At 71.2% G+C, this 23,236-nt stretch carries 21 protein-coding genes and 1 tRNA gene; 9 read left to right on the top strand and 13 right to left on the bottom strand.

Annotation, left to right across the window (positions count from 1 at the left end; translation table 11 throughout):
- The first annotated feature begins 77 nt into the window (after positions 1-77).
- Together MTS1_RS15645 and MTS1_RS15650 are read left to right on the top strand one after the other, a co-directional pair.
- A complete protein-coding gene (locus tag MTS1_RS15645) occupies positions 78-2,174 on the top strand; it encodes a phosphatase PAP2 family protein (RefSeq protein ID WP_023955709.1) in 2,097 nt (698 codons plus the stop codon).
- A gap of 71 nt (positions 2,175-2,245) precedes the next feature.
- On the top strand, positions 2,246-3,544 hold the full coding sequence (locus tag MTS1_RS15650; RefSeq protein ID WP_023955711.1) for a threonine/serine exporter ThrE family protein: 1,299 nt from the start codon (positions 2,246-2,248) through the stop codon (positions 3,542-3,544).
- A 47-nt stretch (positions 3,545-3,591) separates the two neighbouring features.
- Here the strand turns inward: MTS1_RS15650 and ligD are convergent, their stop codons facing one another.
- The 5 genes from ligD to MTS1_RS15675 all read right to left on the bottom strand — a co-directional run bounded on the left by ligD (position 3,592) and on the right by MTS1_RS15675 (position 10,343).
- Positions 3,592-4,617: a non-homologous end-joining DNA ligase gene (gene ligD, locus MTS1_RS15655; protein ID WP_023955713.1), complete on the bottom strand. Its 1,026-nt coding sequence runs from the start codon at positions 4,615-4,617 to the stop codon at positions 3,592-3,594.
- Positions 4,618-4,803: 186 nt separating this feature from the next.
- Positions 4,804-5,889, bottom strand: coding sequence for an SseB family protein (locus tag MTS1_RS15660; RefSeq protein WP_023955715.1), 1,086 nt, complete (start codon positions 5,887-5,889; stop codon positions 4,804-4,806).
- Positions 5,890-5,936: 47 nt separating this feature from the next.
- Positions 5,937-8,405 carry an ATP-dependent helicase gene (locus tag MTS1_RS15665; protein ID WP_023955717.1) on the bottom strand — a complete coding sequence of 823 codons (2,469 nt, stop codon included), beginning with the start codon at positions 8,403-8,405 and terminating at the stop codon, positions 5,937-5,939.
- A gap of 44 nt (positions 8,406-8,449) precedes the next feature.
- Positions 8,450-9,115, bottom strand: coding sequence for a response regulator transcription factor (locus MTS1_RS15670; RefSeq protein ID WP_167366996.1), 666 nt, complete (start codon positions 9,113-9,115; stop codon positions 8,450-8,452).
- Entirely contained in the window at positions 9,102-10,343 is a 1,242-nt protein-coding gene (locus MTS1_RS15675) for an ATP-binding protein (protein WP_023955721.1), read from the bottom strand. Before MTS1_RS15675 ends, MTS1_RS15670 begins: the two co-directional genes overlap by 14 nt.
- 114 nt (positions 10,344-10,457) lie before the next feature.
- On the opposite strand from MTS1_RS15675, the gene MTS1_RS15680 reads away from it, so the two are divergent.
- The 3 genes from MTS1_RS15680 (at position 10,458) to MTS1_RS16665 (ending at position 12,408) form a co-directional block, all read left to right on the top strand.
- Positions 10,458-11,927, top strand: coding sequence for a PspC domain-containing protein (locus MTS1_RS15680; RefSeq protein WP_023955723.1), 1,470 nt, complete (start codon positions 10,458-10,460; stop codon positions 11,925-11,927).
- Positions 11,924-12,268 carry a hypothetical protein gene (locus MTS1_RS15685; RefSeq protein WP_023955725.1) on the top strand — a complete coding sequence of 115 codons (345 nt, stop codon included), beginning with the start codon at positions 11,924-11,926 and terminating at the stop codon, positions 12,266-12,268. Before MTS1_RS15680 ends, MTS1_RS15685 begins: the two co-directional genes overlap by 4 nt.
- A gap of 64 nt (positions 12,269-12,332) precedes the next feature.
- A tRNA-Met gene (locus MTS1_RS16665) sits at positions 12,333-12,408 on the top strand.
- An 8-nt stretch (positions 12,409-12,416) separates the two neighbouring features.
- Here the strand turns inward: MTS1_RS16665 and MTS1_RS15690 are convergent.
- The 3 genes from MTS1_RS15690 to MTS1_RS15700 all read right to left on the bottom strand — a co-directional run bounded on the left by MTS1_RS15690 (position 12,417) and on the right by MTS1_RS15700 (position 14,371).
- Entirely contained in the window at positions 12,417-12,722 is a 306-nt protein-coding gene (locus MTS1_RS15690) for a hypothetical protein (RefSeq protein WP_023955727.1), read from the bottom strand.
- A gap of 44 nt (positions 12,723-12,766) precedes the next feature.
- The gene (locus MTS1_RS15695) at positions 12,767-13,873 is read right to left on the bottom strand and encodes an acyl-CoA desaturase (RefSeq protein WP_036305975.1); all 1,107 of its coding nucleotides are present in this window, start codon (positions 13,871-13,873) and stop codon (positions 12,767-12,769) included.
- Positions 13,874-14,035: 162 nt separating this feature from the next.
- Positions 14,036-14,371 carry an ATP-dependent DNA ligase gene (locus MTS1_RS15700; protein ID WP_023955733.1) on the bottom strand — a complete coding sequence of 112 codons (336 nt, stop codon included), beginning with the start codon at positions 14,369-14,371 and terminating at the stop codon, positions 14,036-14,038.
- Positions 14,372-14,504: 133 nt separating this feature from the next.
- On the opposite strand from MTS1_RS15700, the gene MTS1_RS15705 reads away from it, so the two are divergent.
- From MTS1_RS15705 to MTS1_RS16205, 3 genes are all read left to right on the top strand, one after another.
- On the top strand, positions 14,505-14,714 hold the full coding sequence (locus tag MTS1_RS15705) for a hypothetical protein (protein WP_023955735.1): 210 nt from the start codon (positions 14,505-14,507) through the stop codon (positions 14,712-14,714).
- Positions 14,715-14,903: 189 nt separating this feature from the next.
- Positions 14,904-15,230, top strand: coding sequence for a hypothetical protein (locus tag MTS1_RS15710; RefSeq protein ID WP_023955737.1), 327 nt, complete (start codon positions 14,904-14,906; stop codon positions 15,228-15,230).
- 19 nt (positions 15,231-15,249) lie between these two features.
- Entirely contained in the window at positions 15,250-16,167 is a 918-nt protein-coding gene (locus tag MTS1_RS16205; RefSeq protein WP_052007927.1) for a helix-turn-helix transcriptional regulator, read from the top strand.
- 11 nt (positions 16,168-16,178) lie between these two features.
- Here the strand turns inward: MTS1_RS16205 and MTS1_RS15720 are convergent, their stop codons facing one another.
- The 5 genes from MTS1_RS15720 to MTS1_RS15740 form a co-directional block, all read right to left on the bottom strand.
- Positions 16,179-17,357, bottom strand: coding sequence for an ATP-binding protein (locus MTS1_RS15720; protein WP_023955739.1), 1,179 nt, complete (start codon positions 17,355-17,357; stop codon positions 16,179-16,181).
- Between the two features lie 7 nt (positions 17,358-17,364).
- Positions 17,365-18,456: an ABC transporter permease gene (locus MTS1_RS15725; RefSeq protein ID WP_023955740.1), complete on the bottom strand. Its 1,092-nt coding sequence runs from the start codon at positions 18,454-18,456 to the stop codon at positions 17,365-17,367.
- The gene (locus MTS1_RS15730; protein ID WP_023955741.1) at positions 18,453-19,394 is read right to left on the bottom strand and encodes an ABC transporter ATP-binding protein; all 942 of its coding nucleotides are present in this window, start codon (positions 19,392-19,394) and stop codon (positions 18,453-18,455) included. Before MTS1_RS15730 ends, MTS1_RS15725 begins: the two co-directional genes overlap by 4 nt.
- A gap of 10 nt (positions 19,395-19,404) precedes the next feature.
- Positions 19,405-21,027, bottom strand: coding sequence for a HAMP domain-containing sensor histidine kinase (locus tag MTS1_RS15735; protein WP_023955742.1), 1,623 nt, complete (start codon positions 21,025-21,027; stop codon positions 19,405-19,407).
- A 90-nt stretch (positions 21,028-21,117) separates the two neighbouring features.
- Positions 21,118-22,113 carry a glycerophosphodiester phosphodiesterase family protein gene (locus tag MTS1_RS15740; RefSeq protein ID WP_023955743.1) on the bottom strand — a complete coding sequence of 332 codons (996 nt, stop codon included), beginning with the start codon at positions 22,111-22,113 and terminating at the stop codon, positions 21,118-21,120.
- Between the two features lie 157 nt (positions 22,114-22,270).
- Between MTS1_RS15740 and MTS1_RS15745 the strand changes: the two genes are divergently transcribed.
- Complete coding sequence (locus tag MTS1_RS15745; RefSeq protein WP_023955744.1) at positions 22,271-23,167, top strand: Bax inhibitor-1/YccA family protein; 897 nt, start codon at positions 22,271-22,273, stop codon at positions 23,165-23,167.
- Positions 23,168-23,236 lie beyond the last annotated feature (69 nt).

Below are 23,236 nucleotides of genomic sequence, written 5' to 3' on the forward strand. Positions count from 1 at the left end.
CTCCGCGGCCACCGGTCGTTGCGCGCCCCTTCCTAGCGTGCGGGAGTCGCTCTCCCCCGCACCCGAAGGACCGCCGCATGCCTCCCGCTCCCTCCCGTCCGCAGTCGCGCCCGCGTCGCACCGCCGTCCCTGCTGCAGCCGTTGCCGCGTTCACCGCCGCGTGTCTCACCCTCGGCACCGCGGCGCCGGCCGGCGCCGCCGACGGAGAACTCCTCGACGACGGTGCGATCGCGCCGCACGCAGCCCCCTACGGCACGTTCGTCGACACCTACACGGCGAACAGCTCCGCCAACGCGACCCCCGAGACGAACCCCGCGATCGGCGTGCTCTCTGGCATGCTCGACCTCTGGCAGCCGGGCGCCACATGGGACAGCGGGCGGGCGACGGATGCCGGCGCACCGGTGCTCGACGCCAACATCGCGCGCAACGTCGAGGTGGCGCGCACGCGCACGGCAGCGCAGGAGTCCGCCGCCTGGGTGTTCGACCGCCGTCACCAGAGCTACAGCGCCGTCGACGGGCTCGGTTCCGCCGCGGCCGCCTTCCGCGAGGCGATGAACGCCGGCACCACGATCGCGGGCACCGTTCCCGCCGATGCCACGACCGTGCGCTACGACGACGGCGGCAACTCCGCGGGACGCTGGGCCGACCCCGACTCCGAGCTCGGTTCGGTCGTGTCCCTCGTCGACACGGTCCGCGGGCCCGCGGCATCGTCGAACCCCTCGAAGAACTTCTTCGGCTACAAGCGGCCGTTCCGGTGGGTCGACGACTCGATCATCGTCCCCGCGCTGCTGCCGGTGCGCAAGCCCGACAGCGAGGCGGCGAGCGACGGCGGCTTCCCGAGCGGTCACACCAACGCCGCGTACCTCGCGTCGTTCGCCCTCGCCGACGCGGCGCCGCAATATCAGGACCAGCTCATCGCGAACGCCGCCGAGATCGGCGACAGCCGGATCGTGGCGGGGATGCACTCGTCGCTCGATGTCATCGGCGGCCGCGTGCTGGCGACCGCCCTCGCCGCCGCCAGCCTCAACGATCCGGCCAACGCCGAGCTGCGTGCCGCCGCGTCGGCCGAGGCGCAGGGGCTGCTGGCGACGCTCCCCGCCGCGGCATCCCCGTCCGTGCTCGACGACGCCGGGTACGACGCCCTCGCGCAGGAGTACCGCGAGCGCATGACGTACGGGTTGCCGACGACGGGCGACACCGGCCGAGCGGCGCGCGTGCCGGCCGGTGCGGAGGTGCTTCTCGAGCACCGGCTGCCCTACCTCGACGCCGAGCAGCGCCGCTGGGTGCTCTTCTCCACGGCCATCGACTCCGGCCACGCCGTGCTCGACGACCCCGAGGGCTGGGGGCGGCTCAACCTGTTCGAGGCGTCGAACGGATACGGTGCCTTCGACACCGATGTCACGGTGACGATGGACGCCGACGCCGGCGGCTTCGCGGCGGCGGACGAGTGGCGCAACGACATCGACGGTGCCGGGTCGCTGACGAAGGACGGCTCGGGCGCCCTCATCCTGTCGGGCGAGAACTCCTACGCGGGCGGCACCGTCGTCGCCGCCGGAACCCTCCGGGCCGCGGCGCCCACCGCGCTCGGTGCGGGAGACCTCACGGTGGCCGGCGGCTCGCTCGTGGAGACGACGTCGGAGCTGACCGTGGGCGGCGACTTCGCGCAGGCGGAGGCCGCCACGCTCGAGCTGTCGGTCGACGACGCAGGCCCCGCTCTCGCGATCTCCGGTACGGCCAGGCTCGGGGGGACCCTCCGCGTCGATCTCGCCGGGGCCGCCCCGGTCTCGCCCCTGCGGCTGATCTCCTACGGCTCCCGTGCCGCCGACACCAGCTTCGACGCGGTCGAGCTCACCGGCGCCGGGGCGGGCTTCGACGCCACGCTGGAATACCGCGCCGACGGCGTCTACCTGGTCGAGGCCGCGGCCCCCGGCGAGGTGCCGGGTGAGACGCCCGGCGAGATCCCGGGCGTCCCGGCGCCCGCCGACCCGGATGCCGCCGGAAGCGGCTCGGCCGCTGCCGTCGGCGACGGCGACGCAGCAGGGCCCGCCGCCGACCGCATCGCTCGAACCGGCGGCGAGGGGGCGCCGATCGGCTTGATGATCGGGGGCGTCCTCCTGGCAGCGGGCGGCGGGGCCGTGCTGCTCTCGCGCGGCCGACGTCCGGCGCGGCGCTGACCGGACCGCGACCGGATTGGTCCGGCTGATCCTCCCACCCGAGCCCACGCCGCGGGTGGGAGGATCGAACCATGCGGGATGACCAGCGCGACGACGTCCCCGACGGCACCGCCGAACTGCACCTCGAGCCGCTGCGATTCATCGCACGGACGGATGCGGTGCTGCGCCTCGGGACGCTCATGCTCGGCGCCGGAGCCTCGTCGGCGCGCGTGCGCGACACGATGGACCGCACCGCCCACGGGCTCGGTCTCGAACGCCTGGAATCCCGCGTCGGGATGACCGACATCGTCATCACCGCCCAGCGGGGACAGCTGTTCCGAACGCGCGTGGCCGAGGTGCGGCATCCGGTCGTCAACTCCGAGCGCATCGCCGAGGTCATGCACCTCTCGCACCGGGTCGCGGGAGGTGTCACCGCCGACGAGCTGCAGCGTGAGCTCGACCGGATCGAACGGATGCCGCCGCGCTACCCGGCCGCGGTGCGGGTGCTCGCCGCGGCCGCGGCCTGCACGGCCTTCGCGTTCCTGAACAACGGCGGCTGGGCGGAGTGCCTCAGCGTCGCGCTGGCCGTCGCGCTCGGCCAGTACGTGCGCATCCGCGGAGCCCGGCTGCAGGTCAACGAGTTCCTCCTCGTGTTCCTGTCGGCCTCGGCCGCGCTCCTGGCCTTCCTCGGCGTCTCGCACCTGATCGAACTGCTCGGCGCGCCGTCGCCGCAGTACGGCGCTGCCCTGACGAGCGCCGTGCTCTACCTCGTCCCCGGCTTCCCCCTCGTCACGGGCGCGCTCGACCTCGCCCGACTCGACCTCAACGCGGGGGTGAACCGCGTCGTGTACGCGTGCCTGGTGCTGCTGTCGACGGGGTGCGCGGTGTGGGCGGTGGCCGCCGTCTTCCAGACGAGTGCCGTCGCCGTCGCCGCCCCGGAACTGGGCGAGCCGCTGCTGTCGCTGGGACGCCTCGTCGCGGGGTTCGTCGGCGTCATGGGCTTCGCGCTGCTGTTCTCGACGCCGTGGCGCATCGCTCTCGCCGCGGCGGCGATCGGCACGATCGCCAACGTGGGCCGTTTGCTCATGATCGACCACGGCGCGATGCAGCCTGTCGCGGCAGCGGCCGCCGGCGTCGCCGTCGGATTCGGGGCCTTCGCCGTCTCGCGCTTCGTGCGGGCGCCGCGCATCACGCTGACCGTGCCGGCCGTCCTCATCATGGTGCCGGGAGCGTCGGCCTACCGCGCGATCGTCGGCACCATCGAGGGCGACACGATCAGCGCCGTGCAGTACGGGGTCACCGCCGTGTTCGTCGTCGTCGCTCTGGCGGTGGGTCTCACCGTCGCCCGTGTCGTCACCGAGCGCGAATGGCAGCGCCCCTCCGCACGGTGACGCGAGCGGTTCGCGCCGCCGCTGCGCCGGCGCCGGCGCCGCTGTGGCTACTCGGGCTGCCGAGCGCGGCTGGGCTGCACGCGCGGCGGCTCGCCCGGCATCTTGGGGAACTCCGGCGGGAACGGCAGCTCGCCGAGTCCGGCATCCAGATCGCGCTGCCACCACTCCAGGAGGGTGTCGATGCGGCCGGGCGCGGCCTGCAGCTCGGCCCAGGGATCGCCGATCTCGGCCAGCCGCTGCGGCACCGAGCGGACCGTGAACGATGACGGGTCGACTCCGGCCTCGAGCTCGTCCCAGGTGATCGGGGTGGCGACGGTCGCCGCCGGCAGCGCCCGCGCACTGTAGGCACCGGCCATCGTGCGGTCGCGGTTGGCCTGGTTGAAGTCGACGAAGATGCGCTCGCCCCGCTCTTCCTTCCACCAGTTCGTCGTGACGCGGTCGGGCATCCGGCGCTCCAGCTCGCGTCCGGCGGCGATGACCGCGTGACGGACGTCGAGGAACTCGTGCGTCGGCTCGACGGGGCAGAACACGTGCAGCCCGCGGTTGCCGCTGGTCTTGAGGAACGCCGTCAGCCCCGCCTCGGCGAGGACCTCGCGCAGGGCGGGTGCGACGGTCGCGGCATCCCCGAAGTCGGTCCCCGGCTGCGGGTCGAGGTCGATCCGCAGCTCGACGGGGTTGTCGGTGTTCGCGGCGAGCGACGCCCACGGGTGGAAGACGACGGTGTTCATCTGCACCGCCCAGACGACGGCGGCGGTCTCGCTCAGAACGACCTGCGGATGCCGCCGCCCGCTGTTGTAGGTGCACACGACCTGATCGACGTAGCCCGGAGCGCCCTTCGGCGGATTCTTCGAGAAGAACCGCTCGCCGTCGATGGTGTCGGGGAAGCGCTCGAGCGAGACGGGGCGATGGCCGTTCGCGCGGAGGAACGGCTCGGAGACGGCGATCGCATACTCGGCGTACTCGTGCTTGGTGATCCCCAGCTCAGGCCACAGCACGCGATTGGGGCTCGACAGGCCGACCTCTCGATCACCGTCGGGGCCCGGCACGGTCAGGGTGATGCGCTCGCTCGCCATGGCCCGACCCTAGGCCGTCGGGCTCGGATGACGTACCCCCTGGACAATCCCCTCGGCGGAATGCTCGGCGACGGAGCCGACGTATCGATACACCTGTCGGATCGGCGGTGCTGGTTGTGCCTCGAGCCGGGAGCCAGGGCTCACGAGCCCCGCCGGCCCGACGGATGTATCAGCGCGACGGCGTCGTCAGGATGCCGGTGGCTCGGAGGCCGGCTCGGGAGCCGGCTCGGCCGGCGCGGGCGCGGGGTCGGGCTCGTCGGCGCGCGCGAGGACGGGGCCGAGATCGGCCCGATCGACGTGGATCCACGGCCCACCCGGGTCGACGATGACGCCGCTCAGTGCGGGGTTCGACTGCAGAGCCCGTCCGAGCTGCGCGGCGGTGACCGGCACCGGACGGTCGCCGCGCTGAAGCACGAGCACCTCGAGCGGGTGCGAGTAGACCTCGAGGCGCCGCTCGCCCGACGCGGTGCGCGACTCGGCGAGGCCGAGCTGACCGCTGTCGCCCGCGGGACCCGCGGCGACCCACAGCGGCGCCTGCGCGAGGGCCTCGCCCACGGCGGCAGCGGTCTCGGCGCTGCGCGGTCCGGCGAGCAGGTTCTTGATCGTGAAGGCGGGATCGCCCTCCTCGAACGCCTTCGTGATGAGCTGCACGGGAAGCACGATGCGCGAGCCTGCGACCGCGTGATCGATGATGAGCCCCTCGTACGGCCCCTCGATGGCGTTGCGGAAGACGTTCGCGACCGGAAGCCCGAGCGCCGACGTGTCACGATCGCCGTCGGCCTCGACGCTCGCGCGAAGCGACGCGCCGCCGGTGAAGGCGAGGAGGAAGCGGGCTCCGTCGATCTGCGAGACGGCGAGGGTGATCGGCTTGCCCTCGGCCGTGAGTGCGCGCGCATCGCCGCGCACGCGGACGTACATCGTGCCCTGCATGCTCTGGCGCATGACGTTCATGACGTCGACGTTGCCGGGCTTCTCGGGCAACGAGGCCAGCGCCGCCTGCACCAGCGTGTTGTCGGGCATGCCCGTCACCGTCTCGGTGCGAGCGGGCGCCTCTGCCGGCGGGCGGGTGACCGTTCGCTGGGGCTGGGCCGGAGCGACGGGCTGAGCGGGCGCGCCGAACGTCGACATCGAGATGCCCACGTGGGGCACGCTCTCGACCGGCGCCTCCTCGGCGGCGGGTGCGGCGGCATGGCCGTCGATGTCGGCGTCGACCTCGTCGGCGTTCGTGGTCTGGCTCGTGGTGTCTCGCGCGGAGCGCTTGAAGATCGCCATGCCTTCGAGCCTAACCCGCACCCCCGGCGCATCGCCGGGGGGTTGCGTCACAGCTTGACGATCGGTGCGATCTTGATGAGCAGCTTCTTCGGGCCGGCCGAATCGAAGCGGACGTGCGCAACGCGCTTGGCCCCCTCGCCCGTGACCGCGTCGACCCGGCCCTCGCCGAAGTCGTCGTGTTTGATGCGATCGCCGGGCCCGAGCTCGAGATCGCCGTTGTCGCGGACCTTGGCCGGGATGCGGTTGGCGAACTTGGCGATGTCGCCGCTCTTCTCCCGGCGCGGGAGCGGCACGAGATCGTCGCCGTAGCGCTTGCCCGACCCGCCGAATCCGCCGCCGGAGCCACCCGTCCGCCGTCCGTTGAGCGCGCGCGACTGCGCGCCGCCGCGCGAGTTCACGTCGCCGGGGGACTGCCGCCAGTCGATCAGGTCGTGCGGGATCTCCTGCAGGAAACGGCTCGGCATGGCGGCGGAGACCTCACCGAACTGCGCCCGGGTCATGGCGAGCGAGAGGTGCAGGCGCTTGCGCGCTCGGGTGAGCGCGACGTAGAAGAGGCGTCGCTCTTCCTGCGGACCGCCGGGCTCGTTCGCTGAGATGCGGTGCGGGATGAGGTCCTCTTCCACGCCCGTGACGAAAACGGCGTCGTACTCGAGGCCCTTCGCGGTGTGCATCGTCATGAGCGACACGGTTCCCGAGGCGTCGTCGAGATCGTCGGCGTCGGCGACGAGCGCGACCTCGGTGAGGAAGTCGAGGATGGTGCCCTCGGGGTTGTTGCGGGCGAACTCGCGCGTCACCGCGATGAGCTCGTCGAGGTTCTCGAGGCGCGCCTCGTCCTGGGGGTCGCGGCTCGCGCGCAGCGCATCCATGTAGCCCGACTTGTTGAGCAGAACCGTCAAGCCCTCGGTCACGGCTGTCGGCGGAGCGATCTCGCCCGAGCTCGGCAGCATGATCTCGGACGCCTCGGCGAGCACGGCGTCGAGCTGCGCGATCGCGGCCTGGATCTTCGGCCCCACACCCAACGCCGAGGCGTTGGCGAGTGCATCGCGGAAGGTGATCTGGTGGTCGGCCGCGTACCGGGCGATGGACGTCTCGGTCACGTCGCCGATCCCGCGACGCGGACGGTTCAGGATGCGGCGCACCGCCAGTTCGTCGGCGGGGTTCGCCACGGCGACGACGTAGGCCAGCGCGTCCTTGATCTCGGCACGGTCGTAGAACTTCGTGCCGCCCATGATCTTGTACGGGATCGCCGCGCGGATGAAGATCTCTTCCAGCGCGCGCGACTGCGAGTTCGTGCGGTAGAACACCGCCATCTGCGAGTACGGCACCGACGAGCGGTGCAGCGCTTCGATCTCATCGGCGACGAACTGGGCCTCGTCGTGCTGCGAGTAGCCGGTGAAGCCGACGATCGCGTCGCCGGCGCCGACATCCGTCCAGAGCTTCTTGTCTTTGCGGTCGAAGTTGTTCGAGATGACGGCGTTCGCGGCCGAGAGGATGTTCTGCGTCGAGCGGTAGTTCTGCTCGAGGAGCACGACCTTCGCACCGGGATAGTCGCGCTCGAACTCGGTGATGTTGCGGATGTCGGCGCCGCGGAACGCGTAGATCGACTGGTCGGAGTCGCCGACGACGGTCAGCGAGGCCGCCTCGACCTCGGGGGCCGACTCGGGCTCGAAGATCATCATGCCGCCCGATGAGAACGCGTCGCCGCCCTGTCCCTGAACGGGACGGGTCAGCTCGTGGATCAGCGCGTACTGAGCGTGGTTGGTGTCCTGATACTCGTCGACGAGGATGTGCCGGAACCGCTTGCGGTAGACGTCGGCGACGTGCGGGAACGCGCGGAACAGGTACACCGTCTGGGCGATGAGGTCGTCGAAGTCGAAGGCGTTGGCGCGCTGGAGGGCGGACTGGTACGCGCCGAAGAGTTCGACGAAGACGCGCTCGGCGGGATCGGACATGTTCGCCTGGCGCGCGTACGAATCGGCGTCGGCGAGCTCGTTCTTGAGCTTCGAGATGCGGCTCTGGACACCAGCGGGGGTCAGACCGAAGGCGTCGGCCTCGTGCTCTTTCACGAGACGCTTGATGAGCGCGCGCGAGTCGCCCGAGTCGTAGATCGTGAAGTTCTTGGTGAAGCCGAACTGCTGCGCCTCGCGCCGGAGGATCCGCACGCAGGCCGAGTGGAACGTCGAAATCCACATGCCTTGCGCGCTGTCGCCGATCAGCTGCTGCACGCGCTCGCGCATCTCGCCGGCAGCCTTGTTGGTGAAGGTGATGGCGAGGATCTGGCTCGGCCACGCCTCTCGGCCGCGTAGAAGCGACGCGATGCGATGAGTGAGCACCCGCGTCTTGCCGGAGCCGGCGCCCGCGACGATCAGCAGGGCCGGGCCGCGATAGGTCACAGCTTCACGCTGGGGCGGGTTGAGACCCTCGAGGAGGTCGGCGTCGGGACGCTCGCCCGAGGAGGCGCCGGGGCGCGCGGATGCGGCGGACCCGACGATGACGGGCTTGATGGGCTCTGGCATGACTGTTCGATTCTACGTTCGGCCGCCGACACCCGCCCGGCGGCTCAGAGCAGGCGACGGGCCGTCGCCCAGGCGGTCAACTCGTGCCGCGACGACAGCTGCAGTTTGCGCAGCACCGCGGAGACATGCGTCTCGACCGTCTTCACCGAGATGAACAGGTCGGCCGCGACCTCCTTGTAGGCATAGCCGCGCGCGATGAGGCGCATGACCTCCTGCTCGCGCGACGACAGCCGGTCGAGCTCGTCGACCGCCGTCGCCGTCTCGCCCGCCACCGCGCCGAACGCGTCGAGCACGAAACCGGCGAGGCGCGGCGAGAAGACGGCGTCGCCGCCCGCCACCGCCACGACGGCCCGGCTCACCTCGTCACCCGACGACCCCTTGGTGATGTATCCCCGCGCACCGGCTCGGATGACGCGGACGACGTCGTCGGCGGCATCCGACACGCTCAGCGCGAGGAACCGCGCCGGTGTCGGGGCGGTCCGGCCGATCACCTCGGCGCCCCCGGCACGGTCCTCGCCCGACCCGCCGGGAAGATGCACGTCGAGCAGCACGACGTCGGGCTCCGTTCGCGCGATGACCTCGACGGCGGACTCCACGTCGGCCGCCTCGCCGACGACGGCGATCCCGGCGGACAGATCCGCGCGGAGCCCCGACCGGAAGATGGAGTGGTCGTCGACGATGACCACGCGCAGCCGATCAGCCACGCGCATCTCCGGGAGCGCCGACGTGGAGGTGGATCTCGGAGCCGCCCGATGCCGCCGTCCGGACCGTTGCCGATCCCCCGGCGCGCCGCATCCGGCCGATGACCGACTCACGGACGCCCAGCCGATCGTCCGGGATCGCGGTCACGTCGAACCCGGGGCCGCGATCCCGGACGTACACGTCCACCCCGCGGGATCCGCCCTCGATGTAGACCGAGACGTCGCCGCCTGCGTGGCGGGCGGCGTTGAGCATCGCCTCGCGCGCCGCCGCCGCCAGTTCGCCGCTGGCCTGCTCCGCCGACAGCCCGGCCGAGACCACGTCGATCCGCACCGCGTAATCGAGCTCGAGCGCGGCGGCGTAGTCGCGCAGGTCGGTGACGAGATCGCTGTCGGGATGCGCCTCGCCGTCGAAGAGCCAGGCGCGGAGCTCGCGCTCCTGCGCCCGGGCGATGCGGGCGGCCTCGCTCGAGGCGCCCGCCGTGTTCTGGATGAGCGCGAGAGTCTGCAGCACCGAATCATGCAGGTGCGCCGCCATCGCGCTTCGCTGCTCCTCGCGGATGCGCCGCACGCGCTCCCCCGACAGATCACCCCACCGGCTCGCGAGGGCGGACCCGACGAGCGCGATCAGTCCCGCGACGGGAACGGCCAGGGCAGGAAGCGCCACGATCCCGTCGGAGTCGACGCGCGGCAGCATCGCGAGGAGCACGACGAACAGGATGCCGGCCGCGGCGGCCCGCACCGCGACGGTGTGTCGGTCTCCGCGATCGACGTCACGCCGGTCGACGAGCTCCGCCCAGCATCCGGCGGCCGTCGCGAGCACGCTCACGAACGCGACGACGGCGACGAGCGCCGGCGAGAACGACCGTGACGTCCAGGCGTCACGCGCCTCGACGGCCAGCACCGCGACGAGGACCGGCAGTGCGACGGTCGCCGCCGACACACCGATCCACGCCATCGGGGACCGGCGTGTCGGCGCGGCCGGACCCGGCTGCCACGGCACGAGGACCCAGAGCCACAGGTACAGCAGCGGCCCCGCCCCCGCGACGAGCGTCAGGACGACGAACAGCGCACGGATGCTGCCCGCACCGACCCCGAGGTGCCTCGCGAGCCCCGCGCTGACGCCCGAGACGATGCTGTCGCGCGAGCGCTCCAGCGGCGGTCGCGCGCCCGGGCCGATGACCGGTCGCGGGGGCGGAGGTCCCGGGTGCACGGCGGGAGTCGCGAGAGCGGAGGACATGGCCACATCCAATCACTCCGGTCGCGGCGGCACACCGGCGCCGGAGCAGGATCAGGGATGCCTCAGGGCGATCCCCCATATCGTCCGGCACCCCGTTCGCCGCAGGATCGGATCATGACTTCCGCGCCACCCCTCGCCGCCCCGCCGGCTCCCGATCCCACGTCATCGACGGAGGGCGGGTTCTTCCGCTGGGTCGATGCCCTCGGCGTCGCCCGCCGAGACGGGTGGATCGGCGGGGTGTGTGCGGGAACGGCCGCACGATGGGGCATCGACCCCGTCATCGTGCGCGGTCTCGCCGCCGTCGCGACCGTCATCGGTCTCCCCGCCATCGTCGCCTACGCCACCGCCTGGGCGATCCTGCCCGATATGTCGGGGCGTTCCCACGCCGCCGACCTCGAGCGCGGCCGGTTCTCGTACGCTCAGAGCGCGATCCTCGCCGTCGCCATCATCGGCGTGCTCCAGGTCCTCGGCCTGCTCGTCACCGCCGTGGCGCTCGCGACCGGCACGAGCGCCGGAGCCGTCGGGACCGTCCTCGTGGCGCTCGTCCTCGCGGGCGGAACCGTGCTGACGGCCGCCGTCATCGCGCTGCTGGTGCGCAGAGCCCGCCGGGCCCCGCATACCGAGGAGGCCCCAGGCGCGTCGGCCGGCGGGTCCCGCGTGGATGCCGCCGCCGGTGCCGGCCCCCGCGCGGCGGAGGCCGCGGTCGCGCTCACCGAGCCCGCGCCCCCGAGCGACGACGCCCACCCCGACGACCTGGCCGCCTGGCGCAGGCAGCACGCGGCCTGGAAGGAGCGAGATCGCGCCTGGCGTCGCGAGCAGGGCGACGCCGATCGCGCGGCTCGCACCGCCGAGCGGGAGGAGCGCCGCGCCGCCGCCGCAGTGTTCGCGCGCGAGGCGGCGGAGCGTCGCCTCCTTCGCCGCGCCGAGCGCCCGCGCACGAGCATCGCGTTCCTCGCGGTGACGGCCGGCGCTGCCGCCGTCACAGGCACGATCGCTGCGCTCACTGCTTCGGGCGAGGCGGCGGTGGCGCTCGGGCTCTTCGCCGCGGCCGCCGTCACCGCGCTCGCCATGATCGTCGCCGGAGCCATCCGCCGGCGGAGCGGCTTCCTCGCCTTCGCGAGCGCGTGCCTGCTCATGGGCGGAGGCCTCGCCCTCGCCGTCTGCGTCGCCGAGGAACTGCACATCGGCGTCTACGAGATCTCGAACGTCTCATCCGATGCCGGGGCGGGGACCTACCGGCAGACGTTCGGCGAGCTCCGCGTCGAGCTGGTCGATGCACCCGATGCGGCGCCTCTGACCATCGAGAAGGGGGCGGGCTCGACCTACGTGACGGTCGCCCCCGGTGTCGAAGTGACGCTGCACGCATCCGTCGGCGACGAGGCGTCGCTGATCCTCTCGGAGGGCGACGCATGGACCGTGCTCACCGACGGACCCGACGCGCGAGACCTCGGCGCGAACCGGACCGCGGTCGATGTGACGATCCCCTCCCGAGGCGAGACGACGACGCGTCAATCGGTCGCCCTCGACCAGGAGAGCGGCTACATCGAGATCCGCATCCTCGAACCGAAGGACACCGACCGATGACCGACATCGTCATGACCGAAGACACAGCGTTCCCCTCGCCTCCTGCTCGTCCCCGGGTGCGGTGGGCCGGCATCGTGTGGGGCCTCGCGTTCGCGACGCTCGCCATCTTGGGCATCGTGCTCACCCGGTCATCGGACGCCTACGGCGGGCTGATCGAGTGGGTGACGGCCATCTCGATTCCGACGCTCGTCGCCACGGCGCTGTTGAGCGCGGGCGTCGCGGTCCTCATCGCGGGGATCGCCGGCATGCTGCGGCACGCTCAGCGCTCGCTGGCGGCGCGCCGCGCCACCGGGCCGGGCGCGGACCCCGTCGCCGGGACGGCCGCTCGTCACACGACGTAGCACGACGACTCCGGTCTTCACACCTCTGGCGACCCGGCGGGCCGCCCACGTAGCGTGAGGGCATCGCGGCGATCCGGGTGGTCCCGGGCATCGGCTCATAACCGATCGCGTTGCGGGTTCGACTCCCGCCGTCGCGTCCATTCGGGTCTCAATCCCCATCGAGCGCATCAAGCCGTCGCAGCGCATCCCGCGCCCGGGCGAGACGGTCGGGCTCGGGCTCGTCCCACCAGTACGGGCCGCGCTCCCCCAGGCCGTGCTTGGCGAGGTCCACGCGCTCGCGTGCTGCGGCGACCGCGTCGTCGTCTCCGCGACGCTTCGCAGCTCCCACTGCGGACCGGCCCCGTCCGAGATGGGATGTCAGCGCGGCGACGACATCGTCGGGCAGGGACGGGTCGGTGCGCCGCCAGCGCCGCCCGTCCACGACGAGCCAGCGCTCGGAATCGACATCGGCCACGGACTCAGTATGAGCCGTGGCCGATGTCGACGTGATGCTGCGGATCAGGCGCGACGGAACTCCGCGCGCATGGGGCAGTCGAACGGGTCGCGGGCGGCGAGCCCGACACGGTTGAGGTAGTCGATGACGATGGCGTAGGAGCGCCAGAGTGTGGTCTCGGTGTACGGCACGTTCAGGGCGTCGCACTGGTCCTTGACGATCTCGCGAGCCCGGGCGAGTGCCGGACGCGGCATGTTCGGGAAGAGATGGTGCTCGATCTGGTAGTTGAGACCGCCCATGAGCCACGTCGCCCACCAGCCGCCGCCGATGTTGCGCGAGGTGCGCACCTGCTTGCTGAAGAAGTCGAGCTTCGCGTCGGGCGCGATGATCGCCATGCCCTTGTGGTTCGGCGCGAACGAGGCGCCCATGTACAGCCCGAAGACGGCGACCTGCACCCCGAAGAACGCAAACGCCATGCCGATCGGCAGGAAGATGAACACCGGAGCCACGAAGAGCGCGAACCGCGCCAGGATCAGGGTGATCTCGAGCGCGCGCTTCTTCACCGGGCCGCGGCTGACCAGGTGGCGCATCGACAGCGCGTGGAGGTTGAGGCCTTCGAGCAGCAGCAGCGGGAAGAAGAACCAGCCCTGGCGCTGCGTGATGAACCGGCGGATGCCGCGAGCGGTCGCGGCATCCTCTTCGATGAACGAGATCGTGTCGATCTCGATGTCGGGGTCCTTGCCCACCTTGTTCGGGTTGGAGTGATGCCGGGCGTGCTTCGACGTCCACCACGACAGGCTCATGCCGACGACGCCGACGGCCAGGAAGCGGGCGAGCCGGTCGTTCGCGGGGCCGGAGGCGAGCACCTGACGGTGGTCGGCTTCGTGGGCGAGGAACGCGACCTGCGTGAAGACGATGCCGAGCGCTGCGGCGATGAGCAGCTGGAACCAGCTGTCTCCGAGGAGGACGAAGCCGGTGACGCATCCGCCGATCGCGAGGACGAGGGCGAGGCCGACGAGGCCGTAGAACCACGGCGTGCGGCGAAGAAGACCCGATTCACGGACGACGCGCGAGACATCGGTGAAGGCGTGGGCCATCGGAGGGAAATCGGCTGTTCCGGCATAGGTGGTGCGGACGGGGCCGAGACGCGACTCGACGACGGATGAAGCGATGGGAGCACCTGCTGACTCGTTCGTGACCGGGATGGTCGGGGAGCGGAAGGCGGATGCCGACGGCTGCGGCCCACACTACGGAGCGGTGGATCGCCGCAGCGGTATATGCCCCACTCTCACCGGTGACGCACGGCTGTCGCTCAGGCGGGTTCGACCCGTCGGTCACTCCGAGCCGTCGAGGAACGTGCCGTTACGGGGCGAGTCCGGCGGCTCCGGCACGACGTAGAGCCCCGTCGGGGAGTTGGCGGTGTAGGTCAGTGCCTCGAGCCACGCGCGATTGAGCGACGGCGTCCGGCTGCCGTAGTACTTGAAGACGAGGCCGCAGCCCGGGTGCAGCCATACCGTCGTGCGGCCGTCACCGATGCTGATGTCGTCCTTCCACGTGAGCGTGAACGCCTCGCCGCGCCGCAGCTTCGTCGTGATGACGGTCTGAAGGTGCGCGAGCGTCCGATCCTCGAAATCCGCTCGGATCTGGTTCTCATAGATGAAACGGCCCATCGCGTCTCCTTCCGGTCCGGCCCGAACCTAGTGCCCGCTGCCCACAGCCGGCATCCCCTTGTGCTCGACGCCCGAATCGGTAGTCTCGCCTGACGCGGCGTGCTCGACGCCGCTGCGATGAAGGGGGAATGCCGTGTCCAAGAGAGTCGACGTGTTCTACGGCGGTCGCCCCTACAGCATCGGCGGCCGCAACATCGATGACATCCGCGCCGAGATCGCCGCCGCCCTCGCGCTGGGGCACGGCTGGCTCACCGTCAACGACGGCGAGGGCGTGGCGCTGACGACGGATCTGCTGATCACCCCCGGCGTCGACGTCACCCTCGCCGACATCCCTGGCGAGTGAGCGTTTTACGTACTCGACCGTAAAAGTCAACCCCCTCCCCACTTCCTGACAACTGCCTGAAATCTGCGGTGGCACAGCACGTCTGTGCGCGTCGCGGATCGAGTGCGCGCGGAACGGATTCTTCCGCACGACCCCCCGAGTCGATCGCGGAAGCTGTTGATCGCGCCGTCGGGCGCGCAAGGAGGAATATTGGGCAGGTTTGTTTACGACGGCAACAATCGCGCCGAGATCGAGGACCGTACGCTCGCACACCTCCAGATGACCATCGGGGCGAAGCTCCGTCGCGGCGAGGCATTCTTCTTCACCTGGAAGGACGACGTCAGCGTCGGCAAGGGCCGCACGACCGTGTGGATGCACGCCGGCGCATCGCTCGTCTTCACCTTCCACGGCAGCCGCACCCCGGCGATCAACCGCGCCTGGCTCGAGGCGCTCATGTATACGGCGAACTCTCCCAGCGGGCTCTACATCGTCCCCGAGCCGGCGGAGTCGGCATCCGACAAGCTCGGTGTTGAATAGTCAGCCCAATCGGCGGGGGTTGCAGACCGACGACCCCGGTCGGGCACAGGAATCGGTCAGCTCGCTGTTCGAGACCCCCGTGTCGCTCGCCGTCGACGGGGCAGCGCCGTTCCGGTACGAGATGGCGGCGCTGGACCATCCGGCCGCCGCCGCAGCCGCCATGCGGTTCACCGGGACGATGCGCTCGGGCACACGGGCTTTTCCGCGTCTCGTGGTGGCGCACGCGGCGCACGGGAACCACCGCTGGCAGATCGGCAGCGAGTCGGGCGACGGCCGGACCCCCTTCATCGTGCCTTCGGACACGGAGTTCGCGGCCGAGTTCGGTCAGCTGCACCTGCGCACCTTCAGCATCACGACCGAGACGCTCGACCACGTGCTCCGGGCGATGCTCGGCGACGACCCACGCCACCTGCAGTTCTCGGGCCTGAACCGCCGGGCCGAGAACCCGAGGCTCGTCGCCGAGACCCTGCGCTTCCTCGAGGCAACCGTGCTGGCCGACGAGAAGGTGGCCGCTTCGCCCCTCATGCGCACTCAGCTGGTGCACCAGGCGGTCGCGTCCCTCGTGACCGCGTTCCCCCTCATCGACCCTGACGACGGGGAACGGCGCCGCCCCACGGCGCGAGCCGTCCGTCGCGCCGTGGCGTTCATGGAGGAGAACGTCAGCAACCCCATCAGCATCAGCGATATCGCGGTGGCATCCGGCACGTCGGTGCGCGCGCTGCAGAGCGCGTTCCACAAGGCGTTCGAGATTCCGCCGAGCACATACCTGCGCCGCCTGCGGATCGAGGGTGCGCATCGCGAACTGCGCGCGGCGCCTCCCGGATCGACGACCGTCCGGGATGTCGCCCTGCGCTGGGGCTTCGCACACACGGGGCGCTTCGCTCAGCTGTACGCCGCGATGTACGGGGAACACCCGTCGCATACGCTCCGTCGCTGAGGACGGTTCCGTCAGGCGGCCGTCGGATCCGGGATCAGGATCCACACGCGCGCGCCGCCGAGGGGTGAGTCGTCGAGACCGATGCGCCCGCCGTGTGCTTCGATCACACGGCGGCAGGTCGACAGTCCGATGCCGAGCCCTTCGGCGTCGGAGTCGCCGCGCTCCATGAGGGCGAAGACGCGTTCGCGGTCGGCCGGCGGCACACCCGGACCGTTGTCGTCGACGGTGATCCGCCACCCGCCGTGGACGGCATGCGCCCCGACTCGCACCTGCGGAACCCGCCCCGCCGTGGCCGTGAACTTCAGGGCGTTGGCGACGACGTTCTGCAGGACCGCGCGCAGAAGGGTGGGGTCGCCGACGGGGTCGACCTCGAGGGCCTGGAGAATGTCCGCACCCGACGCGGTGATCTGCGCGTCGAGATCCTCGACGACGGCGTGCATGACGGCGTCCAGGTCGACCCGCTTCCGCTGCGGGCTCGCACCGCCGACACGAGCGTAGGAGAGGATGTCGGAGATCATGGCGTTCATGCGGTCGGCCGCCGACTCGGCGCGAGCGAGCACCCGGGCCGCCTCGGGGGCGTTATCCATGTCGGGACTGTCGATCGCGAGCTCGAGGAAGCCGGTCAGGGCCGTCAGCGGATTGCGGAGGTCGTGGCTGATCTGCCCCGCGAACCGCGAGAGCTGATCGTTCGACGCGCTGAGCTCGCGACTGATGCGGCGCAGTTCGAGCAGATCGACCACCTGATGCGCGAGGAGGTCGAGCGCCTCGCGAGACGACTCGTCGAGGTCGCCGACCGAGTCGTTGAACACGCAGAGGGTGCCGATGGCGACCCCCGCCGGCGTGATGAGCGGGCTCGAAGCATAGAACCGCACGTGCGCGATCTCGCCGGTGACGAACGGATTCGCGGCGAAACGCTCGTCGAGTCGCGCGTCGGGCACGACGACCCGGCCGGGGCGCGCGATGACCGCGGCGCACATCGAGTCCTCGCGCGAGCAGACGGCGGGTTCGAAGCCGACCGCGGCGATCTGATGCTGCGAGCGGTCATCGATGATGTTGATGACCGCGGTGTCGACGCCGCAGACCGTTGCGGCCAGGCGGACGATTCCCTGCAGGTCGGGCGCGGGCGCCTCGCCGATCACGTGGTAGGCGTCGATCGCCTCACGTCGGGTGATGTCGAGTTGCGTGATCATGACACTCTTACGCTATCCGCGTTCCGGGCGGCAGGCTCCGCGCCGGCGTCCTCGTCCGCGACCATGCCCCCGCCACCAGCAGACCGGCGACGATCACCTGTCCCCCGAGCCCGACGAACCAGCTCGGCACCGTCCGATCGCGAATCTCCGCGGGGGTCGGGAAGACCTCGTCGAGAGCCGGGCGGCACTCGTCGAAGCCGGTCTCGAGATCCGGCGCGATCTGCGCCTGGCGGACCCCCGATGCGATCTGCCCGAAGAGGTCGACGGGGTAGCCGGACCGGTCGTATTCGGCGGGAGTCGCGTCGGCGAGGATGACGAAGGGATTGGCCGCGAGCACCCACCAGACGCGGTCGAACCGCGGCACGGTGTAGGTCGACTCCTGCGGCTCGCCGCACACCATGCGGGCCGGATCGTTCCAGCACTCGTCCGTGCCGTCGACGCACTGCGGCGACCCGTCGGCGTTGTACATCGCGGGGCGATAGGTCGTCGTCGCCTCGCTCGAGAAGGCGGTCGCGCCGAGGCCGAACGCGATGAGCGTTCCGAAGACGAGTGCGGAGACCACGAGATACGTCGCCGCCACCGAGAAGAGCGGGCGGGCGATGAGGCCGCTCAACCCGACGCCGATCGCGGCGATGATGCCGATCTCGATCACGAGGACGGCCAGCGAGACCACCACGACGACGGGGTCCACTCCCCCGGCCAGGGTCGCGATGACGAGGAACGGGGCCGCCACAGCGGCGAAGGCGAGCCCCGTGATCCAGGCGGCGAGGACTTTCCCGAGCAGGATCTCGGAGGTGCGCGCGAGGGTCACCTGGACCGGAGCCAGGGTCGCGGCATCCCGGTCGCCGTTGACGGAGTTGCCGCTCAGTGTCGGCGAGACCAGAACGACGAGCGGCAGCGTGATGATGACGATCGTGGAGTAGATGCCGGCACCGCGCTGGTCCGCTTCGGTGACGATCCCGCCGAAGGCCAGGAATGCGAGCGCCGTCACACCGATGAGCAGCACGGCGAAGATTCCGAGCAGCACGTACCACGACACGGTGCGCACGCGCTGGAGCAGCTCGAGCCGAGCGACGGTCCACAGCCGGGCGATGCTCATGACGCCTCCTTCCCCTCGGCGCCGAGATCGAGGAAGGTGTGCTCGAGCATCCCCGTCGCCGCCGAGAACTCGGCGACCGCGACGCCGGCATCCACCAGCGTCCGCAGCCCCGCGGCCGCCTCGCCCTCGGAGGCGAACGGGATCAGCACGTCGCGACGATCGATCGGCACCCGCGCGACATCGAGCCCGAGGGCCGTCGCGACCGGGAGCACCGCGGCATGCGCGTCGAGGTCGGCGACGCGGACCCGCCAGGCGCGGGTGCGGCGCGCGGCGGCGGCGACCCGATCGGGGCTGACGGTCGCGCCGTCGAGGAGGAACACCGCGTCGTCGACGACCTCCTCGAGCTCGGAGAGGATGTGGCTGGAGATCAGCACGGTCTTCCCGGCCGCGGCGAAACCGCGCAGGAGCCCGCGCAGGTCGACCCGCGCCTGGGGGTCGAGTCCCGAGGCCGGCTCGTCGAGGAGGAGGACGGACGGGTCGTGCACGAGCGCGCGCGCGAGCCCGAGCCGCTGCTTCTGCCCGCGCGAGAGCACGCGAGCGGGCGACCCGGCCAGCCCCGCGAGTCCGACCTGATCCAGAAGCTCTCCCGCGCGGCGAGCCGCGGCGGACGTGTCGAGATCGTAGAGCCGGCCCGTCATCTCCAACGTCTCGCGCACCGTGAGCGACCCCCAGGCCCCGAGGGCATCGGGCATCCATCCGAGCCGCGAGCGGGCCTGCGCGGGGTCGGCGACGGGGTCGATGCCGGCGATCCGGATGCTGCCGGCGTCGGGCTGCAGCAGCGACGCGAGCATCAGCAGCAGCGTCGTCTTGCCGGCGCCGTTGGGGCCCACGAGCCCGGTGACAGCCCCGGCTCGCGCATCCAGGTCGACGCCGCGGACGGCTTCGACCCGCCCGAACGAACGACGGACATCACGGACGCTGATCCCGGCGGTGAGCATGTCCGACACCCTAGGGGACGGCGATGGCGGGATCGAGCGGCGGATCCGAGAGGGGCGCGTCAGCCCGCGGGAGCCGGACGACCGCGGTGGTGCCCCGCTCCGCTCCGGGCAGCAGGCGGATGTCGCCGCCGTGGGCGCGGGCCAGCCCCCTCGCGAGCGAGAGCCCGAGGCCGAGGCCCTGCTCGGCGCTCCGGCGCGACCGGGCGGTGCGATAGAACCGCTCGAAGGCCTGTCGGCGCTCGGCGGGACTCATGCCCGAGCCCGAATCCGCCACGGCGATCGCGACCTCTTCCGGGGCGGTCGTGATCGTCACCGACACCTCGCTGCCGGGAGGTGACGCCTGCCGGGCGTTGCGCAGCAGCTCGGTGATGATCGAGTGCAGATCGCGGGCGCCGATCCTCGCGTGGGTCGGAGCGCCCGACACCAGGACCCTCGCTCCGGGGTCGCCGTCGCCCACATCGTCGACGGTACGCTCGACGACGGCACGGACGTCGCACGACGACGGTCGGGGCGCCACGTCCGCGCGACCGGTCGCGAGCATCAGTTCGACCGTGTGCTCCAGGCGCTCGGCCGCGCGATGGACGGTCTCCCAGCGGTCGCGATGCTCGGGCGTCGCCCCGGCGACGGCGAGCTCGGCGTTGCCGAGGATCACCGTGAGCGGGGTGCGCAGCTCGTGACCGACCGTGTCGAGGAAGCGGTCCCGCACGTCGACCGCCTCGACCAGCTCGGTCACGTCCTGAGCCACGACGAGCACTCCGATGGGCTCGCCGCCGAGGGCGATCGGCCGCGCCACGAAGCGCAGTGCCACCTGATCGCCCGGCTGACCGACCCACACGCGACGCGGTTCGGCGAGTTCACCCGAGAGGATGTCGTCGCGGAGCCAGGGGCCGAGCCCGACCGGGGTGATCCGGTCTTCCTCGTAGACGAACGTCCGTCCGTCCTGTTCGAGCGAGATCGCGATCCCGGCGCGTTGTGAAAGCGCGCGTGCGGGGGCGTTCGCGAGCAGCACCGCGTCATCGTCGCCGAAGACGACGATCGCGTCCGGGCTCGTGTCGAGCAGTTGTTGCAGCGCCGCGTCGGTCCGGCTCGACGAGTCGATCGCCTCGGCCATCCGGTGGCTGGCGCGCCTGGCGTTCGTCCGCTGGCGTCCGAGATCGACCGCGACGAAGCGGGTGCCGATCGCGAACATGCCGAGCAGCGCCGGCACCGTCACCAGCGACACCCATTCGCCCAGCCCCGAGGGGACGGCGGGCGACGCGGCAAGAGGAAGCAGCCCCGCGATGACCACTCCGAGCACCGTGACGAGGGGCGGGAACGCGAATGCGAGCCAGGCTATGGGGAAGATCACGAGCATCCCGGTCACCGGCAGCAGATCGATCGCGCTGCTGCGCAGCGGCGCGCAGGCGAGGATCGACGCGAGCGGCACGATGCACACCCAGACGGTTCCGCGGGTCGGCTTGTCGTGCCAGACCAGCGCCATGGCGATGCAGGCTGCCAGGATGACGCCGACGCCCGCGACATACATCCCGGTGATGCGCGCGGGGTCGACCACCGCGACGGTCGTGGAGATCATCGCGGTCGACGCCCCCATCAGATACTGGGCGTACGGCTGGATCCGGGGTCTGCTGAGCATCGGGCCTCATCCGCGGGCATCCGCTCGCCCGACGACGATCACCCTCCCGATCAGGCGGCTCCGCTGTCAAGTCCGTGACAGTCCGACGTGTCAGTACCCGAAGACCTCGACCCCGAGATCAGGGTGGTCGACGAACACGCCGTCGACACCGGATGCGGCCAGTTCACCCCACTCGCCGCGGTAGTCCCCCCACGCGGCCCGCCCGCCGGCTCGTCGGTGGCGGCGGACGAGGAACGCGTTCTCGGGCCGGGCCGTCCACGTGAACACGATCAGCTCGCGCTCATGCGCGGCGCTCACGAGATCATCCCCGTCCGCGCCGCGCGGGGGTTCGAGGATCATCCGCTTGTCGAGGCTCACACCGGCGACGCGTCCGCGGAGAGCGTCGAGTCCCGCCGGCGAGGCCCACTCGCGGTAGCCGCGGGCCCGGCCGCCCTCGGTGGCGACCAGGTCGTACGGTGCGCCGTCGGATTCGAGGAGGAAGATCCGAGTGCCCTCCACCCCGGCGTCGGCGAGGCGGTCGAGGATGGTCAGCTCGAACGACTCGATCCACAGCGGGAGGTCGGCCGCGTCGAGCCGGGCCGCCGCGAGCTCGGCGCCGATGAGCGCGGCGACGTCGAAGCCCGCGCCCGCGAAGAACGTGGCGTGCTTGATCTCCACGACGATGCCGGGTCTGCGCCCCGACGCCTCGGCGAACCTCGCGACCAGGTCGAACAGATCCCGCAGCCGCATCATCGGCTCCGCCCCGTCGTTCCGGGCGCTATCGGGCCGAAGCCGCGGGAGTCGCTCGCGGCAGCGCAGCCGCGACAGCTCGTCCCACGTGAAGTCTTCGGCGAACCAGCCCGTGACCTCGATACCGTCGACCGTCTTCGTCGTGCGCCGCGGCGCGAACTCCGCGTGGTCGGCGACGTCGGTCGTCGAGCCGATCTCGTTCTCATGGCGGATGATCGCGACGCCGTCCCGACTGAAGACGACATCGGGCTCGACGGCATCGACCCCGCTCTCGAGCGCGAGGAGATAGGACGAGCGCGTGTGCTCGGGACGATACCCGGGCGCACCTCGGTGGCCGATCACGAGCGGGCGGGTCACGGTCCCAGGCTAGGGCCGGGCTCGCCCGGTTTCGCTGAGGGCGATCGGCTTCATGGCCTGCTCACAGCAGGGAACGTACACCGCGGGAACCGGTTCCCGTAGGCTGGGTGAACACGGCATCCAGCTGTGTCGACCCTCGACTTGGAGTGTGAGAGCAGTGGCCCTCAATAACCCCGCATTCGACAATCCCGCGTTCAAGGAGCAGCGGCCGGGTCTGACGCCGCCCGCCGCCCCCGGCATGCAGACCGCTTCGGCGCAGCACGCCGGTGTGGACGTCGCCTCCCAGGCGCAGCTCGAAGGCATGTACGCGGCACCGGCCGCCGGTGCCCGCGAGACCTCCCGCATGACGGTCGAAGACACCGTCGTGAAGACGCTCGGGCTCTTCGCCGTCCTGCTGGCCGCGGCCGTCGTCGGCTGGGTCTGGACGCTCTCGCCGGTGACGCGCGACAACCCCGCCCCCACGATGATGCCCTGGATCATCGGTGCGCTCGGCGGGTTCGTCCTCGCGATGGTCGTCACCTTCACCTCGCGCAAGAAGGTCCGCCCCGGCCTGATCTTCGGCTACGCCGCCTTCGAGGGCCTCTTCGTCGGGGGGATCTCCGCCTACTTCGAGTTCATCTGGCAGGGCATCGTCATGCAGGCGACCCTCGCGACGCTCGCCGTCGTCGGCGTGACCCTCGCCCTCTTCGCCAGCGGCAAGGTCCGCGCGTCGGCCAAGGCCACGAAGATCTTCATGATCGCGATGCTCGGCTACCTCGTCTTCTCGCTGCTGAACGTCGGCCTGATGCTCTTCGGCGTGTTCCCGAGCGGCATGATGTTCGGCCTGCACAGCCAGACAGTCGCCGGTATCCCGCTCGGCCTCATCATCGGCGTGCTCGTGGTCATCATGGCCGCGTACTCGCTCGTGCTCGACTTCGACAACATCCAGCGGGGCGTCCGCAACGGCGCGCCCCGTCAGTACGGCTGGGTCGGCGCGTTCGGCATCATGGTGACCGTCGTCTGGCTGTACGTCGAGATCCTCCGCATCATCGCGATCCTGCGCGGCAACAACTGACGCTCCCCCGCGATCCTCGAAGGCCCGTCCGGTTCGCCGGGCGGGCCTTCGTCATGCGCCTGCGCAGTA

This window comes from Microbacterium sp. TS-1 (genome assembly GCF_000509385.1).
GTDB classification, from domain to species: Bacteria; Actinomycetota; Actinomycetes; order Actinomycetales; family Microbacteriaceae; genus Microbacterium; species Microbacterium arborescens.